25 protein-coding genes are annotated in these 19,232 nt (G+C 59.0%); 11 read left to right on the top strand and 14 right to left on the bottom strand.

All coding sequences use genetic code 11. The annotated features are described in order from the left end of the window. Position 1: 1 nt before the first annotated feature. Positions 2–553 (bottom strand): translation initiation factor IF-3, encoded by a 552-nt coding sequence (gene infC, locus HX814_RS03190; RefSeq protein WP_169875357.1) that lies wholly within the window; start codon positions 551–553, stop codon positions 2–4. After that, positions 553–2,475 (bottom strand): threonine--tRNA ligase, encoded by a 1,923-nt coding sequence (thrS, locus tag HX814_RS03185; RefSeq protein ID WP_003219944.1) that lies wholly within the window; start codon positions 2,473–2,475, stop codon positions 553–555. The genes infC and thrS overlap by 1 nt, the downstream gene beginning before the upstream one ends. A gap of 364 nt (positions 2,476–2,839) precedes the next feature. Here thrS and HX814_RS03180 point away from each other — a divergent pair, with 364 nt between their 5' ends. Beyond that, entirely contained in the window at positions 2,840–3,154 is a 315-nt protein-coding gene (locus HX814_RS03180) for a hypothetical protein (RefSeq protein ID WP_080673250.1), read from the top strand. 289 nt (positions 3,155–3,443) lie between these two features. Further along, on the top strand, positions 3,444–3,656 hold the full coding sequence (locus tag HX814_RS03175) for a cold-shock protein (protein WP_003179963.1): 213 nt from the start codon (positions 3,444–3,446) through the stop codon (positions 3,654–3,656). Positions 3,657–3,729: 73 nt separating this feature from the next. On the opposite strand, the gene HX814_RS03170 is transcribed toward HX814_RS03175, so the two are convergent. Then, a complete protein-coding gene (locus HX814_RS03170; protein WP_008438688.1) occupies positions 3,730–4,050 on the bottom strand; it encodes an I78 family peptidase inhibitor in 321 nt (106 codons plus the stop codon). 147 nt (positions 4,051–4,197) lie between these two features. Further along, positions 4,198–4,503: a hypothetical protein gene (locus HX814_RS03165; RefSeq protein WP_008438689.1), complete on the bottom strand. Its 306-nt coding sequence runs from the start codon at positions 4,501–4,503 to the stop codon at positions 4,198–4,200. Positions 4,504–4,645: 142 nt separating this feature from the next. Here HX814_RS03165 and HX814_RS03160 point away from each other — a divergent pair, with 142 nt between their 5' ends. Further along, positions 4,646–4,858 carry a hypothetical protein gene (locus tag HX814_RS03160; RefSeq protein WP_003219951.1) on the top strand — a complete coding sequence of 71 codons (213 nt, stop codon included), beginning with the start codon at positions 4,646–4,648 and terminating at the stop codon, positions 4,856–4,858. 33 nt (positions 4,859–4,891) lie between these two features. Here the strand turns inward: HX814_RS03160 and HX814_RS03155 are convergent, their stop codons facing one another. The 7 genes from HX814_RS03155 to HX814_RS03125 are packed head-to-tail and all read right to left on the bottom strand — an operon-like array spanning position 4,892 to position 11,860. Further along, entirely contained in the window at positions 4,892–5,920 is a 1,029-nt protein-coding gene (locus tag HX814_RS03155) for a nucleoside hydrolase (RefSeq protein ID WP_003219953.1), read from the bottom strand. Positions 5,921–5,946: 26 nt separating this feature from the next. Continuing rightward, positions 5,947–6,351, bottom strand: a complete 405-nt coding sequence (gene rbsD / locus HX814_RS03150) for a D-ribose pyranase (RefSeq protein WP_008438690.1) — start codon at positions 6,349–6,351, stop codon at positions 5,947–5,949. Next, entirely contained in the window at positions 6,348–7,265 is a 918-nt protein-coding gene (rbsK, locus tag HX814_RS03145) for a ribokinase (RefSeq protein ID WP_008438691.1), read from the bottom strand. The genes rbsD and rbsK overlap by 4 nt, the downstream gene beginning before the upstream one ends. Before the next feature lie 23 nt (positions 7,266–7,288). Then, complete coding sequence (locus HX814_RS03140; protein WP_003219958.1) at positions 7,289–8,311, bottom strand: LacI family DNA-binding transcriptional regulator; 1,023 nt, start codon at positions 8,309–8,311, stop codon at positions 7,289–7,291. Positions 8,312–8,314: 3 nt separating this feature from the next. Beyond that, entirely contained in the window at positions 8,315–9,292 is a 978-nt protein-coding gene (locus HX814_RS03135) for an ABC transporter permease (protein ID WP_003219960.1), read from the bottom strand. Beyond that, the gene (locus HX814_RS03130; protein ID WP_008438693.1) at positions 9,289–10,842 is read right to left on the bottom strand and encodes a sugar ABC transporter ATP-binding protein; all 1,554 of its coding nucleotides are present in this window, start codon (positions 10,840–10,842) and stop codon (positions 9,289–9,291) included. The genes HX814_RS03135 and HX814_RS03130 overlap by 4 nt, the downstream gene beginning before the upstream one ends. 58 nt (positions 10,843–10,900) lie before the next feature. Continuing rightward, positions 10,901–11,860, bottom strand: coding sequence for a sugar ABC transporter substrate-binding protein (locus HX814_RS03125; RefSeq protein WP_177009393.1), 960 nt, complete (start codon positions 11,858–11,860; stop codon positions 10,901–10,903). A 566-nt stretch (positions 11,861–12,426) separates the two neighbouring features. Between HX814_RS03125 and HX814_RS03120 the strand changes: the two genes are divergently transcribed. From HX814_RS03120 to HX814_RS03110, 3 genes are all read left to right on the top strand, one after another. Then, positions 12,427–13,515 (top strand): asparaginase, encoded by a 1,089-nt coding sequence (locus HX814_RS03120; protein WP_003219965.1) that lies wholly within the window; start codon positions 12,427–12,429, stop codon positions 13,513–13,515. A gap of 229 nt (positions 13,516–13,744) precedes the next feature. Next, the gene (locus HX814_RS03115) at positions 13,745–13,996 is read left to right on the top strand and encodes a DUF1654 domain-containing protein (RefSeq protein ID WP_023659007.1); all 252 of its coding nucleotides are present in this window, start codon (positions 13,745–13,747) and stop codon (positions 13,994–13,996) included. 4 nt (positions 13,997–14,000) lie between these two features. Then, on the top strand, positions 14,001–14,690 hold the full coding sequence (locus HX814_RS03110; protein ID WP_003219970.1) for an endonuclease: 690 nt from the start codon (positions 14,001–14,003) through the stop codon (positions 14,688–14,690). A gap of 43 nt (positions 14,691–14,733) precedes the next feature. Here HX814_RS03110 and HX814_RS03105 read toward each other — a convergent pair whose 3' ends face one another. Further along, complete coding sequence (locus HX814_RS03105; RefSeq protein ID WP_032899812.1) at positions 14,734–15,111, bottom strand: hypothetical protein; 378 nt, start codon at positions 15,109–15,111, stop codon at positions 14,734–14,736. Positions 15,112–15,374: 263 nt separating this feature from the next. On the opposite strand from HX814_RS03105, the gene csrA reads away from it, so the two are divergent. Then, positions 15,375–15,569, top strand: a complete 195-nt coding sequence (csrA, locus tag HX814_RS03100) for a carbon storage regulator CsrA (protein ID WP_003192511.1) — start codon at positions 15,375–15,377, stop codon at positions 15,567–15,569. A 120-nt stretch (positions 15,570–15,689) separates the two neighbouring features. Here csrA and HX814_RS03095 read toward each other — a convergent pair whose 3' ends face one another. Then, positions 15,690–16,148 carry a DUF2214 family protein gene (locus HX814_RS03095; RefSeq protein ID WP_008438699.1) on the bottom strand — a complete coding sequence of 153 codons (459 nt, stop codon included), beginning with the start codon at positions 16,146–16,148 and terminating at the stop codon, positions 15,690–15,692. 170 nt (positions 16,149–16,318) lie between these two features. Here HX814_RS03095 and HX814_RS03090 point away from each other — a divergent pair, with 170 nt between their 5' ends. Both HX814_RS03090 and HX814_RS03085 read left to right on the top strand, forming a co-directional pair. Further along, a complete protein-coding gene (locus tag HX814_RS03090; protein ID WP_003219977.1) occupies positions 16,319–16,579 on the top strand; it encodes a hypothetical protein in 261 nt (86 codons plus the stop codon). Between the two features lie 159 nt (positions 16,580–16,738). Then, a complete protein-coding gene (locus HX814_RS03085; protein ID WP_003219980.1) occupies positions 16,739–17,053 on the top strand; it encodes a hypothetical protein in 315 nt (104 codons plus the stop codon). Between the two features lie 16 nt (positions 17,054–17,069). Here HX814_RS03085 and HX814_RS03080 read toward each other — a convergent pair whose 3' ends face one another. Next, complete coding sequence (locus HX814_RS03080; RefSeq protein WP_003219982.1) at positions 17,070–17,744, bottom strand: HAD-IA family hydrolase; 675 nt, start codon at positions 17,742–17,744, stop codon at positions 17,070–17,072. Positions 17,745–17,987: 243 nt separating this feature from the next. Between HX814_RS03080 and HX814_RS03075 the strand changes: the two genes are divergently transcribed. Beyond that, positions 17,988–18,200 (top strand): phage infection protein, encoded by a 213-nt coding sequence (locus tag HX814_RS03075; RefSeq protein ID WP_177009392.1) that lies wholly within the window; start codon positions 17,988–17,990, stop codon positions 18,198–18,200. 161 nt (positions 18,201–18,361) lie between these two features. After that, positions 18,362–19,132 carry an alpha/beta fold hydrolase gene (locus HX814_RS03070; RefSeq protein WP_003219984.1) on the top strand — a complete coding sequence of 257 codons (771 nt, stop codon included), beginning with the start codon at positions 18,362–18,364 and terminating at the stop codon, positions 19,130–19,132. Positions 19,133–19,232 lie beyond the last annotated feature (100 nt).

Below are 19,232 nucleotides of genomic sequence, written 5' to 3'. Positions count from 1 at the left end.
ATTACTTCTTCTTTTTCGGGGCGATGACCATAATAAGCTGGCGTCCTTCCATCTTAGGATGCTGTTCGACCGAACCGTACTCGAGCAGGTCAGCTTCAACCCGCTTGAGGAGTTCCATCCCCAGCTCCTGGTGGGCCATCTCACGGCCGCGGAATCGCAAGGATACCTTGGCCCTGTCCCCATCACTCAGGAAACGTACCAGGTTGCGCAGTTTTACCTGGTAATCCCCTTCCTCCGTCCCTGGACGAAACTTGATTTCTTTTACTTGAATCTGCTTCTGGTTCTTCTTCGCCGCGGCAATCTGCTTCTTCTTCTCGAAGATCGACTTGCCGTAGTCCATCACCCGGCAAACGGGTGGGATTGCGTCGGCGGAGATTTCCACCAGGTCCAATTTGGACTCTTCAGCAATACGAAGCGCTTCATCAATCGAGACGATGCCAATCTGCTCGCCGTCAGCGCCAATTAACCGAACCTCGCGTGCCGAGATATTCTCGTTGATCGGGGCTTTCGGTGCAGCTCGTTTATCTTGTCTCATTTCACGCTTAATAATAATTACTCCGAATCTGGGCGACCACGCCGGGAAACCGCTTGCGCGAGGAACTCAGCGAACTGGGCGACGGGCATCGAGCCCAGGTCAGCACCTTCACGAGTACGCACAGCGACAGTCTGCATCTCGACTTCCCGATCTCCGATAACCAAAAGATAGGGAACCTTGAGCAAAGTATGCTCGCGGATTTTAAAGCCGATCTTTTCATTTCTCAAGTCGGACTTGGCACGAAATCCGCTTTCATTGAGAGTTTTTTCAACTTCAGCGGCAAAATCTGCCTGTTTATCAGTGATATTCATGATCACTGCCTGGGTCGGAGCCAGCCACGCAGGGAATGCACCCTCGTAGTGCTCGATCAGGATCCCGACGAACCGTTCGAACGAGCCGAGGATCGCCCGGTGCAGCATAACCGGGTGCTTACGGCTGTTGTCTTCGGAGACGTATTCGGCTCCCAGACGGATCGGCAGGTTAAAATCGAGCTGCAGGGTACCACACTGCCAGACGCGACCAAGGCAATCTTTCAGCGAGAACTCGATCTTCGGACCGTAGAACGCGCCCTCGCCCGGCTGCAAGTCGTATGCAAGCCCCGCACTGTCCAGCGCTGCGGCCAGTGCAGCTTCGGCGCGATCCCACAGTTCGTCGGAACCGACGCGTTTTTCCGGACGAGTGGACAGCTTCATCTCGACTTCGGTGAAACCGAAATCGCGGTACACGTCCATGGTCAGCTTGATGAATGCAGCGGATTCGGCCTGCATCTGCTCTTCGGTGCAGAAGATGTGGGCGTCATCCTGAGTGAAGCCGCGCACGCGCATGATGCCGTGCAGTGCACCCGATGGCTCGTTACGGTGGCAGGCACCGAACTCGGCCAGGCGCATCGGCAACTCGCGGTAGCTCTTCAGGCCCTGGTTGAACACCTGTACGTGGCACGGGCAGTTCATCGGCTTGATGGCGTAGTCGCGGTTTTCCGACTGGGTGGTGAACATGTTGTCGGCGTAGTTGGCCCAGTGCCCGGATTTCTCCCACAGGCTGCGGTCAACGACTTGCGGCGTCTTGATCTCCAGGTAGCCGTTGTCGCGCTGAACCTTGCGCATGTACTGCTCGAGCACCTGGTACAGGGTCCAGCCGTTCGGGTGCCAGAACACCATGCCCGGCGCTTCTTCCTGGAGGTGGAACAGGTTCAGGCGCTTGCCGATCTTGCGATGGTCGCGTTTTTCGGCTTCTTCGATGCGCTGGATGTAGGCCGCCAGCTGCTTCTTGTCAGCCCAGGCAGTGCCGTAGATCCGCTGCAGTTGTTCGTTCTTCGCGTCGCCGCGCCAGTAGGCACCGGACAACTTGGTCAGCTTGAACGACTTGAGGAAGCGTGTGTTCGGCACATGCGGGCCACGGCACATGTCGACATATTCTTCGTGGTAATACAGGCCCATGGCCTGCTCGTCCGGCATGTCTTCCACCAGGCGCAGCTTGTAGTCTTCGCCGCGGGCGGTGAACACGTCGATCACTTCGGCACGCGGAGTGACTTTCTTGATGACGTCGTAATCTTTTTCGATCAGCGCGTGCATGCGCTGCTCGATAGCCGCCAGATCGTCCGGGGTAAAAGGACGCTCGTAGGCGATGTCGTAATAGAAGCCTTCGTCGATGACCGGGCCGATGACCATTTTCGCGGTTGGGTACAGCTGCTTGACCGCATGGCCAATCAGGTGCGCGCAAGAGTGGCGAATGATCTCCAGCCCCTCTTGATCCTTGGGCGTGATGATTTGCAGGCTGGCATCGCCGGTGATCAGGTCGCTGGCGTCGACCAGCTTGCCGTCGACCTTGCCGGCCACGGTGGCCTTGGCCAGGCCGGCACCAATGGATGCGGCGACCTCGGCTACGGAAACCGAATGATCGAATGAACGTTGACTGCCGTCGGGAAGAGTAATAGTTGGCATGGCGCCTCCTCTCCTAGTGGTGACCCCTACCAAAGGTCACGTGGGTTGGGATGAGCCAGTACAAGATCCAATACCAGGCCGTTCAGTGATGAACGCCTGCCTTACAGCGGCAGGAGCCTTTCGGCCAACCGATAATCGAACCAGAGTGACTGGAGTTAAACAAAAAAGACCTTGGCAAGGCGGCATAGGGCGCGCCGGAAAATAGCCAAGCGAAAGATGCTAGCACAGATGAACGGTCATGGCGCCGAAGCCGCTTCAGGAAACGAAAATTCCCGGCTTTTAAGGGCAAAAGTGAACTTGAACTGTACGGCAACCCTCAAACACACCGAGAATCGCCGTTCGTCCACGACTCCAGGAGCATTTGATTATGCGTTTTACCTCGACTTTCGCCCTTGCTGCATCCCTGACCCTCATGTCCCTGGGTGCGCACGCCGCAGCCCCGTCGAACTGGCCTGCCGGTGCGCGGGACAGCTTCATCAAGGATTGCAGCGCAGCCGCCCAGCAAAGTGTTGATGCCAAAACCGCCAAAGACCACTGTGAATGTGGCGCGGACAAAATCAATGCCGAATTGAGCAGTGCCGAAATCAAGGAACTCATGACCAACCAGAACGCAGATCCTGCGCTCAAGACCAAAGCTGTGACGGCTATTTCGTCCTGCAAAGTCGTGAAGAAAAAGTAATTTTTACACCCTGCCAGACCGGCTGAAGGACCAGAAATCGCCATGAAAACTGCCATTTCTCACAAATTACGCAGCTTTTACGGCTTTTTTTAACAGCTGATATTTCGCCTGAAAGCCCCGTAGATCGGGGCTTTCAGCCAACCAAGGCATGAAACACAACGCGATTGATTAGCAAACAATGCCTTGGGGGGGCTCCCAAGCCGAACATTTCGACTATGATAGCTCGGTGTGCCCAGTTGGCCTGAGCAGCACAGCACTACTGAAAATATATGTTTCTTGGAGATACACCATGTCTAATCGCCAAACCGGCACCGTTAAATGGTTCAACGATGAAAAAGGCTTCGGCTTCATCACTCCTCAAGGTGGCGGTGACGACCTGTTCGTACACTTCAAAGCTATCGAAAGCGACGGTTTCAAAAGCCTGAAAGAAGGCCAAACCGTTTCCTTCGTGGCTGAGAAAGGCCAAAAGGGTATGCAAGCTGCACAGGTTCGCCCAGAGTAATTCTGCGCCGAACTAAAAAAACCCCGTCCATGTGACGGGGTTTTTTATGGCCTGGAGAAAAGCGCTGGAGCAATCAGCCGCAATTGACCCGATTGATCACAAGGTTGTCATCGGTATTGAGGTTCAGGCGATCGGAGCGGTATTCCAGCGTGACCATGTCATCTGGCTTGAGAATGCGTGCGTTCTGCGCTCCGGCGCGGCTACGGGCCTGTTCCAGCAATTGTGGCGAAGCTTTCTGGCCGATTGCGAACTCGGCAGCCTTCGCCTCACAGCGGCTATGACCAGCATCGGTCACGGCAGTGTCTTTGGCTGGCTCAGAGGTACCCGGGGTGCTGCAACCCGACAAGGCGAGCGCAGCCAACAAAGTACCGAATGATGCGAGCTTCCAAGGCATGAAGCCTCCTTTGAGAAAAAATGGACAGAGATCGTGCGACCGTGGTTTGGCCGATTGGTTTCAGAATTGTCACAATTGGCTGTGGGCCAGTCTGCCTGAGTCGACACCGGGCGCTGGCGAATCAATCGTCACCAGATATGAACGCACTCAGTAGATGTCGATGTAATCAAACGGCGGGGTTGGCCAGTTCTGCTTGAGCGCGTTGAAAATCTGCATCACCCACACCTCGTCGCTGGCTGCGACGTTGCCGACATAACCCGAACCCGCCGCCCAGGTCTCCAGGCGGAACAGAAGGCCGTCGATATCGACGCCACCCACCACGCCCGAAGAAATGTAGGCAATGCCGGCCTTCGTAACGCGCAATTGGGTGTGAACGTTGTCACTGGCGGACGCAAGCAGCTGCCGCACAGCATCCAGCGTCAGGTTGTCGGGGTTGTTCAAGTCGATCTGCACGCGGTTTGCCCTGGCAATTAAACAGGCGGACAGTGTCGCACAGCCCTCCCCTCATGCCTAAGTAGCAGTGCCAAACACGGCGCAAAATGGTTAACTCCACACGCAGAACGCACTAACCGCCTTTCAGCCTCGCGAGACACCCATGACCATCGTCACGATCCACGCCGACATCAAAGCCAAGTGGCCCCACGGGCAAAGCTCCTACAGCCCGGGCAGCCCGGAGGAGTTGGCAATCATCGGTATTGACCTGCTGGTCAAGGAACTGGGCACACAGGCCGCGCAGGCATTCATCGGCCAGGTATTCGAGAAGTACCCGGCCGATCACATGGGGGCGCCAGACCCCGAGCGCGAATAAGACCCGGCCGACGAACGTCGACCGGCAGGCTGTTTACTTCAGGCGACCAAGGCGTTCGGTCAGCAGATCGAAGAAGCCCTGGGCATCGCCATTTTCAACCCAGAACGCGTTCTTCGGTTGTTTCAGGCCATCGTACCAGTCGACGATGGTCTGGCCGAAGGTCGGGCCTTCACGGCTGTCCACCACCACGTTGACCTCACGGCCGCTGAACAGCGCAGGCTTGAGCAGGTAGGCAATGACGGTAGCGTCATGCACCGGGCCGCCCGGGATGCCGTAGTGCTCCATGTCGCCCTTGACGTATTCATTGAGAATATCGCCCACCACCTTGCTCGCGTTGTTGTTCAGCGCAGCGATTTGCTTCAGGCGTGCGTCGCTGGTCAGGACCTTGTGGGTCACGTCCAGCGGCAGGTAGGTCAGCTTGACGCCGCTCTTGAGCACGATCTCGGCCGCGATCGGGTCGGCGAACAGGTTGAACTCGGCCACCGGCGTGATATTGCCGCCGTTGAAGTGCGCGCCGCCCATCACCACCACTTCCTTGATGCCTTGAGTGATCTCCGGCGCCTGGGTCAATGCCAGCGCCAGGTTGGTCTGCGGACCGAGCATGGCGATGGTGATGCTGTGGGGCTTGGCGGTGCTGAGGGTCTTGATCAGGTAATCAACGGCATTGCCTTCGGCCAGGCCTTTTTTCGGCTCATGCACGGTGACGCCGGAGATGCCTTCCTTGCCATGGATGTTTTCAGCGTAGATCGGCGTGCGCAGCATCGGTTTCGGTGCACCGGCATATACCGGGATGTCCTCGCGCCCTGCCCATTCGCGGGCCAGGCGTGCGTTGCGGGAGGTCTTGTCGAGGCGCACGTTACCGGCAACGGTGGTCAGCGCGCGGATCTGCAGTTCATCGGGCGAAGCCATGGCGAACAGCAAGGCAACCACGTCGTCGGCACCGGGGTCGGTGTCGATGATCAGGTCGATTTTTTCCGCCGCGTGGGCGCTTGCAGCAGTTAGCACGGACAAAAGCAGCACACTCCGGAACAGGTGTCGCAGGGTTTGGGTACCACGTTGCATGACGCACTCCTTGTCGTTGGGGAATTCTAGAACGTTACGCCGGAAACCAGCGCGATATTGCAGTAGGGCTGGCACTCGCCGGTGCGCACCACCGCCCTCGCCTTGCGGCTGAGCTGCTTGAACTCTTCATGGCTGACCAGGCGGCGCTCGCCGAGGGCGGCCTGTTCGGTCAGGGTATTGAGATCCGCCAGGGCCGGCGGTTGCTTGAGCAGGATTTCTTCCGCGAGCACGTGGCTTTCCACCTGCATCTCGCTGAGGACGATGCGCAAGGTACTGACGAAATCCGGAATGCCTTTGGTCAGCGCCAGGTCGATCAGCTCGACACCCGGCGGCACCGGCAAGCCGGCATCACCGATCACCAGAATGTCGCCATGGCCAAGGGATGCGATCACCCGCGACAGCGCGATATTGAGCAAGGGAGTCTTTTTCATGAGGGCACAAAACCTTGGACGTCATGCAATGTGGGAATAGAGGGTTGCGCACCCGCGCGGGTCACGGACAGCGCGGCGGCTACCTGGCCGAAACGAATGGCCTCAGCCTCGCTCCTGCCGTTGGCCAGCGCGGCTGCGAAACCGCCGACGAAGGTGTCACCGGCAGCCGTGGTATCGACCGCCTTGACCTTGGGCGCGACCAGGTGCTCGAAGCCTTGGCCATCGGCAAACAACGCGCCTTCGGAGCCGAGGGTAATGATCACTTTGCCAGCACCGGCCTTGATCAGGCGTGTGGCGGCGGCCTTGGCGCTGTCCAGCGAGTCGACCACCACGCCGCTCAAGGCCGAGGCTTCGCTTTCATTGGGAATCAGGTAGTCGATGGCGGCGTACCAATCCTCGGGCAGCGGACCACTGGCCGGCGCCGGGTTCAGGATCACCGTCTTGCCCAGCTCGCGACCGCGCTTGAGGGCATGGCCGACAGTCTCCATCGGCGTTTCCAGCTGGCAGACAATCACGTCGGCAGCCTGCAGCACACTGTCAAATGCCTGTAATTTGGCTGGGGTCAGCTCGCCATTGCTACCGGCGACAATAACGATCGCATTCTGGCTGCTGTCATCCACCACGATCAGCGCCACCCCGCTGGAACCGTCAACGGTGCTGACGGCCTGGCAATCAATGCCCTCCACCAGCAACGCGTCGCGCAATTGCGCGCCATAGGCATCGGTGCCCACGCAGCCGACCATGGCGACCTCAGCCCCGAGGCGCGCCGAAGCGACCGCCTGGTTCGCGCCCTTGCCGCCGGGAACGGTGGAAAACGATTGGCCGATCAGGGTTTCACCGGCGCGGGGCAGCCGACTGGCCCGGGTGACCAGGTCCATGTTCAGGCTGCCTATTACCACTACTTTTGCTGGCATACATCAGTACTCATCAATTCGGTTCAGCGGTATTGGGCAAACACACCGGCCAACGGCGCCGTCGACTCGCGCAGGACAATACTCGGCGTCACGATGCGTTGATCGATCGGCAATTGGGGTGTCGCAATTCGTCGCAGTAAAAGCTCGGCCGCCATCTCTCCCAGCTGCAGGATCGACTGGCCCACGGTGGTCAGCGCCGGGTACACGTACTGACTCATCTGGATATCATCAAACCCGATCACCGACAGCTCACCGGGCACCCGGATATTACGTTCCGCAGCGGCGCGCAAGACGCCGAAGCCAATCATGTCGTTGCCGGCAAAAATCGCGCTGGGGGGATTATCCGCCAGCAATTGCGCCGCGGCCGCGTAACCACCGGTACTGGTGAAATCACTTTCCAGCACACGACCAGCCGGCACTTCGAGCCCCGCCTCGGCCAGGGCACGGTAGTAACCCGCCATCCGCATTTGCGCCACGCGGGTATGACTCGGGCCACCAATGCAGGCAATGTCGCGATGCCCCAGATCGAGCAAGTGCCGGGTCGCAAGGTAAGCGCCCTGTTCATGGTCGATGCGCACCAGGTCGACATCGATCCCGTCCAATGCACGGTCGACGATGACCATCGGCGTGCGTACCGCCTTGAGGCCTGTCGCCAGGCCGCTGTCGTCGCCGCCCACCGAGGTCACGATCAAGCCGTCGATGCGTTTTTCCAGCAGCACCCTCAGGTAGCTGCGCTGCTTTTCGGCATTATCGTCGGAGTTGCAGAGGATCACGCAATAGCCGTTACGCTCGCAGTAATCCTCGATGCCCCGGGCCAGTTCCGCAAAATACGGGTTGAGGCTGTTGGGCACCAACAGGCCGATGGTGGCTGTGGTCTTGGCCTTCAGCGAGCGCGCGACCGCACTGGGCACATAGTCGAGCTGCTTGATGGCCGCCTCGACCTTGATCCGTACCGGCTCGCTGACCGGGCGCGTCTTGTTCACCACATGAGACACCGTGGTGTAGGAAATCCCCGCCAGCGCGGCCACATCCTTGATCGTTGCCATGGCTCAGGCTCGCCGACTGGCGCGCTGGCTGCGGTAAGTATCGAGCACCACCGCGATCACGATCACGGCACCGGTGATGATACGTTTGGTAGGCTCGGTGGCGCCAATCTGCGCCAGCCCTGCCGCCAGTACCGAGATGATCAGCACGCCGAAGAAGGTACTGATGACCGAGCCACGCCCGCCCATCAGGCTGGTGCCACCGATCACTACCGCAGCGATCACTTGCAGCTCCAGGCCGGAACCGGCGTTGGGATCGGCCGCTTCCAGGCGCGAAATCTGGAACAGCGCCGCCACACCCGCCAGCAGGCCCATCAGGCTGAACACCAGGATCTTGTAGGGCTTGGGATTGATACCCGCCAGGCGCACGGCCTCTTCGTTGGTGCCAATGCCGATCAGGTAGCGACCGAACACGGTACGGGTCAGCACCAGCTGCGCGGCGATGATCACCAGCAACGCGATGATGAACGAAGGTGAAATGCCGAAGGCCACCGGGTTGGACAGCCAGGCAAACGAATCACCGATGTATGCGGTACGCGAGCCGGTCATCTGGTACGCCACGCCGCGCGCCATTTCCAGCACGCCGAGGGACACGATGAATGACGGGATCCGCCAGGCCACTGTGATCGAACCGGTAATGGTCCCGGCCAACGCGGCGCAGCCCATGCCCAGCACGGCTGCCGGCAACACACTCCAGCCCCAGCCGAGAATCGCCACACTGACGGCCGATGCGGCCAGGGCCAGCACGGAGCCTACCGACAGGTCGATGCCGCCGATGATCAGCACGAAGGTCATGCCGACTGCCAACACCATCAGGTCGGGAATCTGGTTGGCCAGGGTGCTGAAGGTGTCGTACGAGAGGAAGTGGTCGCTCAGGAACGAGAACAGCGCAATCATCGCCAGCAAGGCGCCGGCCAGGCCCAGGTAGGTGCCCAGGCCATAGAAGTTGCCGCCACGTTTTGCGGGGGAGGAAGTGGTTTTCATGGGGTATTCCTAGGCGCTGCGTCGTTGAGCAGCGCATCACGTTTCTGATAGCCGGCAAAAGCAGCGGCAAGCAATTCGTCCTGGGTCCAGCTGTCGCGCTCGAAGGTCTCGATCAGGCGCCCGGCGGAAAGTACCCCGATGCGGTCGCAGATCAGCATCAACTCACGCAGGTCGCTGGACACCACCACCAGCGCCTTGCCCTGGCGGGTCAGGTCGCCGAGCAACGCATAGATATCGAATTTGGCGCCGACGTCGATGCCTCGGGTCGGTTCATCGAACAGCATCACCGCGCAATCGCGCTCCAGCCAGCGGCCAATCACCACCTTCTGCTGGTTGCCACCCGACAGCTCGGACACCAGCTGCGCCGGACTGGAACTGCGGATACGCATGGCGTCGACCTGGCGCTTGGCCAGGGCCGTTTCGTCACGACTGTTCACCAGGCCACCGCTGGACACCTTCGGCATGTTGCCCAAGGCAATGTTGGCGCCGATGGATTGGGTCAGCAGCAGGCCTTCGCCCTTGCGGTCTTCGGTGATCAGGGCGATGCCATGGCCAACCGCGTCGACGGGCGAGCGAATGCTGACGACTTGCGCAGGTGTGCCCAGGGCCACGGTGCCGCTGTCGGCCAGGTCGGCGCCGAAGATCAGGCGCAGCAACTCCGTACGGCCCGCACCGATCAGGCCGGAGATGCCGTAGATTTCGCCGGCACGCACTTCAAACGACACGTCGCGGACCTTGTCCGAGCGGGTCAGGCCTTTTACCGTCAACAGCGGCGCGCCGATGGTGCGCGGGCCCAGGTCGATTTTCTCGCCCAGTTCGCGGCCCACCATCAGCGTGACCAGTTGCTCACTGTTGTAGTTGGCCATCGGCTCGACACACACCAGCTTGCCGTCGCGCAGCACCGCAATGCGCTGGGCAACCCGGGCCAGTTCTTCGAGCCGGTGGGAAATATAGATAATCGCCACGCCCCGGGCCTGCAGGCGGGTGATTTGTTCGAACAGCATCTCGACTTCACGGGCGGTCAGCATCGCCGTGGGTTCATCGAGGATCAGTACGTGGCAGTCGCCAATCAGGTTGCGGGCGATCTCGACCATCTGTTGGTGGCCGATGCCGAGGCTGCCGACCAGGGTGTCCGGGTCGATAGCGTCCAGGCCGACCTGGGCCATGGCTTCAATGGCGGCCTTGCGCAGTTGCTTGCGGCTGATCCAGCCACCGTGGCTGGGCAGGTTATCGAGGAACAGGTTTTCAGCGACCGTCAGGGTTGGCAGCAGGTTAAGCTCCTGCATGACCATGCGGATGCCCTGCTCTTCAGCCTGGGTCCGGCTACCTGGCGTGTAGGCCTGGCCATTGAACTGCATCTGGCCGTCGGTCGGGGTGACCAGCCCGCCGATGATTTTCGACAGGGTGCTTTTCCCCGCGCCATTCTCACCGGTAAGCGCCAACACTTCCCCACGATTGAGCGTCAGGGTGATGTCGGACAGAACCGGTTGGGCATAGGTCTTGCCGATACCGCTGACCGAGAGGACAGCGTTCGGTGCGGAAGATGACATAGGAACGTCTCCAGGCGTCCGCTCGGGTGAGCGGACGCTGTTTTGTGCTGCCGGGGAATTACTTCTTGAGGATGAGTTCGACCGGGGTTTCGATCATGCCATCCACGGCATCGACTTTTTCACCCTTGACCAGCTTCAGAGCGTTCTGGATACCGAAAACGGCTTGCTGGGCAGCAGCCTGGTCGGCGGTGGCCAGGACACGGCCGTCCTGCAGCATCGGCTTGATGGCCTCGATGTTGTCGTAGCCTACGACCAGCACCTTGCCAGCCTTGCCGGCGCCACGTACGGCGGATACTGCGCCCAGTGCCATGTTGTCGTTACCGGCCAGCAGCGCCTTGATGTTCGGGTTTGCCTGGAGCATGGCAGCGGCAATCGCGTTGCCCTTGTCGATTTCCCACTCACCGGATTGGGTGGAGACGATCTTCATGCCGGCGGCATCCATCGCGTCCTTGAAGCCAGCGGTACGCTGCTGGGCGTTGGTGGTGGTGGACACACCTTCGATGATGCCAACCTGGTCACCCTTGGTGAGGTGCTTGGCCAGTTCTTCACCGACCAGGCGCGCGCCCTTGCGGTTGTCTGGACCTACGAACGGGATATCAAGGTTTTTGCTTTTCAGTACATCCACATCAAGACGGTTGTCGATGTTGACGACCTTGATGCCTTTGTCGGAGGCCTTTTTCAGCACGGTGACCAGGGCTTTCGAGTCGGCGGGAGCAATGACGATCGCGTCAACCTTGGACAGGATCATCTGATTGACGATATCGATCTGCGCACTGGTATCGGTTTCGTTCTTGATCCCGTTGGTGATCATGTCGAAGTCGGCGGCGTGGGCTTTCTGGTATTCCTTGGCACCGTCCTGCATGGTGACGAAGAATTCGTTGGCGAGGGATTTCATGACCAGGCCGACCTTGGGTTTGGCGGCGGTCTCGGCAGCAAATGCAGAGGAAAGAGGCAGGGCAGCGGATGCGGCAGCAAGCACAGCGACAGCAAGAAGACGTCCAGCAAATGGCAGCTTCATGGGTTCACTCCGATCTTATGATTATTGTGAGCAACGCTTGCACCGAAGAACGCTTCGGCAGCCAACCCACCCGGGCGGCTGATACGAGCTTTCACGACACTCGAGGAGCACCCCGTGAAACATCTCGCAAACGTTTGCGTTAGGTCAAACTATGAGAAGCTTGTCGAGATTTGTCAACGGGAGAAAACAGCCTTTTGATGAATCCGCTTTACGCCCTGCCCTCGAAGCCATCCGGTACCCCCTTTAAACATCCGCGTTGCTGGATCGTTCTCTGAAACGACAGGTCGCGGCGTGCCTCCTGCGTTTAAACCCAAACTTTTCCGTCATCCTTTTCGGACAACCGAACACCTGCGCACCGCTTTGTTCGGAAAGCCGGACAGAAGACCAAGCCATTTACTTACAAATCAAACAAATATAGATATAAATCAATAGGTTAAATTCTATTGCCCAACAAAATCCCGCTGGTACAAATCCTGCTCTTACTCAGCACCTCGTGGCGTTCAGAACCGCCCGGGTGTTTCTAGATGAACCTGCATCAGCACTCATCAAAACTAGAGAGAAGAATAATGAAATCTGCGTTGAAAACTTTCGTACCGGGCGCGTTAGCCCTCCTGCTGTTGTTCCCCGTTGCCGCTCAGGCAAAAGAAGCTGAAACCCAGCAAAAACTGTCCAACGTGGTGATCCTTGCCACCGGCGGCACCATCGCCGGCGCCGGCGCCAGCGCGGCCAACAGTGCGACCTACCAGGCCGCCAAGGTCGGCATCGAACAATTGATCGCCGGTGTTCCTGAGCTTAGCCAGATCGCCAATGTCCGCGGCGAACAAGTATTGCAAATTGCCTCCGAAAGCATCACCAACGAAAACCTCCTGCAACTGGGTCGTCGTGTCGCCGAACTGGCCGACAGCAAGGACGTCGACGGCATCGTGATCACCCACGGTACCGACACCCTGGAAGAGACTGCCTACTTCCTCAACCTGGTGGAAAAGACCGACAAGCCAATCGTCGTGGTCGGCTCGATGCGCCCAGGCACCGCCATGTCGGCTGATGGCATGCTCAACCTGTACAACGCCGTTGCCGTCGCCGGCAGCAAGGACGCCCGCGGCAAAGGCGTACTGGTGACCATGAACGACGAGATCCAGTCGGGTCGCGACGTCAGCAAGATGATCAACATCAAGACTGAAGCGTTCAAGAGCCCATGGGGCCCGCTGGGCATGGTGGTAGAAGGCAAATCCTACTGGTTCCGCCTGCCAGCCAAGCGTCACACCATGAACTCGGAATTCGACATCAAGACCATCAAAAGCCTGCCGGACGTCGAAATCGCCTATTCCTATGGCAACGTAAGCGACACCGCCTACAAGGCCCTGGCCCAGGCCGGCGCGAAAGCCATCATCCACGCCGGTACCGGCAATGGTTCGGTGTCGTCCAAGGTGGTGCCTGCCCTGCAGGAACTGCGCAAGCAAGGCGTACAGATCATTCGCTCTTCCCACGTGAATGCCGGTGGTTTCGTTCTGCGTAACGCCGAACAACCAGACGACAAATACGACTGGGTAGTTGCCCATGACCTGAACCCGCAGAAAGCCCGCATCCTGGCCATGGTCGCCCTGACCAAGACCCAGGACAGCAAGGAACTGCAACGGATGTTCTGGGAATATTGATCGCTCCCGGGCCCGGCCGGCAACGGTTGGGCCATCCCGCTCGTGGCGTACCGCGAGCGGGTCTGATTTCCCCCGCTTTATCCCCCGCGAAAAAAACCTTTGAAAAACAAAGCGTTCCTACACCAAATCGGCAAAACCACTGTCAGAAGAACTTCTTGAATTTTAAGCAGTTGCGAAATTGCCCACAGTTAAATACTGTATGCACGTACAGCCTAATAAGGAATACTCCGTGGCAAAGCCCTCTTCCGCAGCACCAACACCTCCTGATGCCTACCAACGACTGGCCGTTCGTGTGCAGAAAATCATCAACTCCACCAATGCCCAAAAAAACAAGGCGGCGTTGATTTTTCGTTTGCCGGAGGAACCGGAAGACGAGTGGGCACGACTACTGGAAGAGATAGCAGAAAACGATAACGTCACCCTCGCTTATCGCGATGACGGCGGCGTGCAGATTTTCTGGGTTGTGCCGAAGGAAGATTGAGTCAATGAGTGTCCGTTTTATCAGTGTGTTGTTCGTGTTTTTTGCTGTCACCGCTCACGCCCAAGCCCCCAGGACGTTCAGCGAAGCCAAGAAAATCGCCTGGAAACTGTATGAACCGCAATCCACGGAGTTCTATTGCGGCTGCAAATACAACGGCAACCGGGTAGACCTGAAAGCCTGCGGCTATATCCCGCGCAAAAACGCCAACCGGGCGGCACGTATTGAATGGGAACACATTGTTCCGGCCTGGCAGATCGGCCATCAGCGCCAGTGCTGGCAGGATGGCGGGCGCAAGAACTGCACCCGCAAGGACGCGGTCTACAAGCGGGCCGAAGCCGACCTGCACAACCTGGTGCCGAGCATCGGCGAGGTGAATGGCGACCGAAACAATTTCAGTTTTGGCTGGCTGCCGGTACAAAGCGGCCAATATGGATCATGCCTGACCCAGGTGGACTTCAAGGCCAAGAAGGTCATGCCCCGCCCTTCCATTCGCGGCATGATCGCCCGAACGTATTTCTATATGAGCAAGCAGTATGGCCTGCGCCTGTCGAAACAGGATCGCCAGCTGTATGAAGCCTGGAACAAGACCTACCCGGTACAGCCCTGGGAACGCCAGCGCAATCAAACCGTGGCGTGCGTGATGGGGCGCGGCAATGAATTTGTCGGCCCGGTGAACTTGAAAGCCTGCGGCTGAACGAAAAAAGCGGGAGCGCCATGGCCTCCCGCTTGTCGACTCTTTACTGCGCAACCTTGTGTTCGATGACCTCGGACACCGTGTCATTCTTCTTCGCAGTCGCCAGTTTCTCGGTCAACTGCGCTTGTTTCGCCTCGGCCTCGGCCTTGGTGCTGAATGGGCCCAGCAGCACCTGGTCCTTACCGTCTTCCTTCGCCAGATAGAAACTGAAACCGTGTTCCAGCAACCACGCGGTCAAGTCAGTCATCGCCTGCAGCTTGTGATCCGGCGGCCCCACCCATACATCCCATTCTTGAGAGGCGATCGCGCCGACCGCAGGTTGCGCCTGGGCGGGCGCCTCGGCAACGGCAGGCCTGGCCTTGGGGGCGTCGACACTTTTACCTTCACCGCAACCGGCCAATGCCAACACCGCAATTGCCATCGCTACTTTACGCACTACCCTGCTCCTTAGAGGATCAAAGAGGCGACTTTATCATTCACTGTCTATTCTGGCCGTCATAAACGTTGGCTTAAACAATGCGAATGATGTATCGCAGACCTGTATGATGGCGGCATGGGAATTAATGCCGCCTCTATGCGTCCTAAAAGAGGCAGCCACAGGGAAGCGCTTCGCAGTAAGCTACACACATCCGACATCTGCCCTGTCTGAAACATGTGTCCTTCAAAGCAATCAAGGAGAAGTCCATGCTGATACTCACCCGCAAAGTCGGTGAAAGCATAAACATCGGTGATGACATCACGATCACCATCCTGGGCGTTAGCGGCCAGCAAGTAAGAATCGGCATCAATGCTCCAAAGGACGTTGCCGTGCATCGCGAGGAGATCTACCAACGTATCCAGGCGGGCCTGACGGCTCCGGATAAAAACCAGACACCTTGAAGCGCCTCCAGTAGCCAGCCCTTTCGTTCACTGTAACGGCTGGCGAAAACCTCTTTCAGCCTGCTCGCGGCTTCCCGCGGCCAGCGCGCCCTATTCCCTTGTTCCAGCGTCAGGCCAGCGTCATCCCAGGCCGACACCGCGTGCCATGCCACTCGCTGCAATCATCATCAGCACCAGCAGTAACGCCTGCACATGGCTGATGCGCGCAAAAAGACCTGCCTGGTGCAAATCGAGGCGCGTGCCACGCGCCAACGCGATGCGCCATTTGATAAAGCGAATCATCGGCGCGAGCTCCAGTAACAAAATTAATACAAGCAGCGTCATCTTCACGTGAAACAACGGCTGGTGCAGGTAATAATCACTGCCCTTTTCGTAGCCGCCGAAGGCCCGCAGGCCACCGGTTACCAATAACACCAGGGCACTGATTCCCCAGATGTTGTCCGCGATCAATACGCGGCGCAGGGTGGATGGGTCACTATCAGATACACCGCGCAATGCCTTGCCACGCGCAAGCACGGCCGACAAAGCCATGGCGAATGCCAGTAAATGGACTGCTGCAAGAAACCACTGAACCAACATAAGGCGTACTCCCTTTTGTATGACACATGGCAGGAACACTTCTCAGTAATAGTCGCTGGCTGCGTTCAACACATGAAACAGCCTGCAAACAAAGGGAACTTGTGGAGTTTTCCAGGGCCGAATCTCGTGACAAATCCCCTACAGTCTGCAGCGCGCCAAGGAGCACGTTGATGAGGCGTACCGTTAAACAGCCTTACTTATCCAAGTCTTGGTTGATTGTCACGCTGATCAGCGTGGCGTTTGTGGCGCTGGAGTATGGCCTCAAGTTCGAAATCGAAGGCTCCTCCGACAAAGCCTACTCATGGCTGGACCTGACGCTGTTCCTGAGCGCGTACTTGTTTTTCTTCTGCCTCAAGCCCATTCAGGTCGCCGTCCATCGCAGACTGTGCCGACGCGCGCCTCACAGTGATCGCCGCAAAGCCTCATCCTGACGGCTTTGGGTTTCATCTTGAAGTTCGTTGCCCCAGCGCGGTGTATCCCGCAAGCGGGTTGAAACCGCCGCCGCAGTTGCTATCAGATCGCCGGTATTTACAGCTGCGCGACACAACCTATGCTTGGGCATGCACGGTCGGTGAAAGGTTGTAGCGCTGATGGACACACTGAGTAAAAGCGAGATCGAATCAGCACTGGCAGCGCGCCTGCCGAGCTACAAAATCGTCTGCACCCTGCATGCCGATGGCACGCTTTCCGCGATTCTCAGCGGCCCGGAAGCTGATCACTTTGCGGTGACCGGCATCGTCCGCGCACACCATCGAGGGCCGGAGGCGATTGCCAGGCTTGCCAGCGAAATCCTCAAGGAAATGGTCTTGTCCCGCCAGGGGCTCAAGGGCAACCGCCTGCAGACGCTGACTGGAAACAGCTCCAACGTTGAACCGCCCCTTTACGAAGAAGGCCGATCCGGGTAACCGGGTCGGCCTTTTTTTACGCCAGGCGCTGTAGATGCAACAGCCCGGCTTCGTCCCGCTGAACCTGTAGACGCTCATACCCGTCAATCGACGGATGCGCGGTGACCATGGGCACAAGGTGGGTCGACGTCACCACCATCACATCGGCCCCCGCCGCCTCGCCGGCGCGAATCCCGACGCTGGCATCCTCAAACACCAGGCAGTCCTGTACCGGTACTCCCAGCCGTTGCGCACCGAGCACATAACAGGCCGGATCCGGCTTGCCGCTGGCGACATCCTCCGCGGTGACCAGCACCGCCGGCGGGTTGATCCCGGCCGCCTGCATACGGCGCAGAGCCAGTGCCTTGGGGGCAGACGTAACCAGCGCCCATTGATCGCCGGGCAATGCGTTGAGGAATTCCACCGCGCCCGCAATCGCCACCACCCCTTCCACATCCTCAAGTTCAGCCTCGGTAATCCACTGCGCCTCAGCCTGCGCGTCCACACCGGGCAATGCCTGGCGGGTGATGGTATCGATGGCCCGGGCACCATGGATGGTCTTCAGAAAGGCCTCGACATCCAGCCCATGGCGTTCAGCCCAGGTGGCCCATACGCGCTCGGCGGCGGCAATGGAGTTCAGGAGTGTGCCATCCATATCGAACAGAAAGGCGCGGTAACGGTGGGCGAATACAGCTGAATCGCGGGTGGACACTGCTCGGCTTCCTCTTGCTTTCGTCACCCGGTCTTGGGCGCTGACGAACCACTTGCCTGGTGCAATCTACGGATCGGCCCAAACGCTGTAAACCTTCCCGTGGTTTGTATCGGACTGTATGGGAACCCCGCCTGGATACGTGAACCCGCATTTCGCCATGCCTGGGCACACATGGCAGATACACCCCGGCGATTAACTACGACCACCAGCCAATCCGGCTGACTCACGCGTAGGAGCCTCATCATGTTCAATCTCTCGAAAGCTTCGTCCCTGGTACTCGGCCTGACTGTCATCGCGGGCCTCGGGCTGTCATCCATGGCGTCGGCCGACACCGACGCTGGCGCGGTCAAAGACCAGTCATCCCACCTGCTCGCCGAGGGCGGCGCAGATCGCCTGCACGAACGCGGCCTGGCGGAAGGCGGCGCTGAACGCCTGCAAGCAACCCGTACTGTCTGATGGGTCACCGTCCAACCAGGGCAGCCTTCCGGCTGCCCATTGCATTACAAACTTGTCATCAAGCTGTCAGTGTTGCCCGCACCCTCACTTCATACAGTGAAGTCGTCAGTCACCCACAGCGGGTGACCCAACTTCCCACTGAAAATGAAGCGAGCCCGCTCATGAAACCTGCAAGCAAACTCTGCCTGATCGCCGCCAGCCTGTTGATGCTGGGGACCGGCGCCGCCGTGGCCGGCCCGATTGCACCGGTGAAAGCCAATAACGTAGTGCTGGTACACGGCTCCTGGGCCGACGGTTCCAGTTGGTCCGAAGTGATTACCCGCCTGCAGGCCGCCGGCTTGCATGTAACCGCCGTGCAAAACCCGCTGACCTCGGTGGCGGATGACGTCGCTGCCACCAATCGCGTACTCGATCAACAGGACGGCCCTACCGTGCTGGTCGGCCATTCCTACGCCGGCACCGTGGTCAGCGACGCCGGGGCCAACCCCAAGGTCAGCTCCCTGGTATACGTCGCCGCCCGCGCTCCGGACGCCAACGAAGACTTCGTCGCCCTGTCCGCCAAGTACCCAAGCACACCCGTGCGGGCCGGTGTGGTGGAGCACGACGGTTACCTGACCCTGAACCAGGACGCCTTCCTCAAGTACTTTGCCGCCGATGTACCCCACGCCAAGGCCATGGAGCTGTACGCCGTGCAACAACCGATCGCCAAGACCCTGTTCAGCGGTCGCACCGTCAACGCCGCGTGGCACACCAAGCCGTCCTGGTATGCGGTGTCCAGCAATGACCAGACCATCAACCCCGACCTGGAACGCTTTCTCGCCAAGCGCATGAACGCCACCACCATCGAGCTGCCATCGAGCCACTTGTCCCTGGTTTCCCACGCCAAGGAAATCACCGACCTGATCCTCGAAGCGTCCGGCCGCCAGCCTTAAGCCCTTCATTACGATCTTGTCATCATCCTGTTGGCTGGCTGTTTGTGTCGCCTGGTTACTGTGAACTCACTGCCGGATACCGGCAGCCAACCCTTAAAGA

This window comes from Pseudomonas sp. C8002 (genome assembly GCF_013385765.1).
Lineage (GTDB): Bacteria > Pseudomonadota > Gammaproteobacteria > Pseudomonadales > Pseudomonadaceae > Aquipseudomonas.
This window is presented reverse-complemented; position numbering and strand designations above follow the sequence as displayed.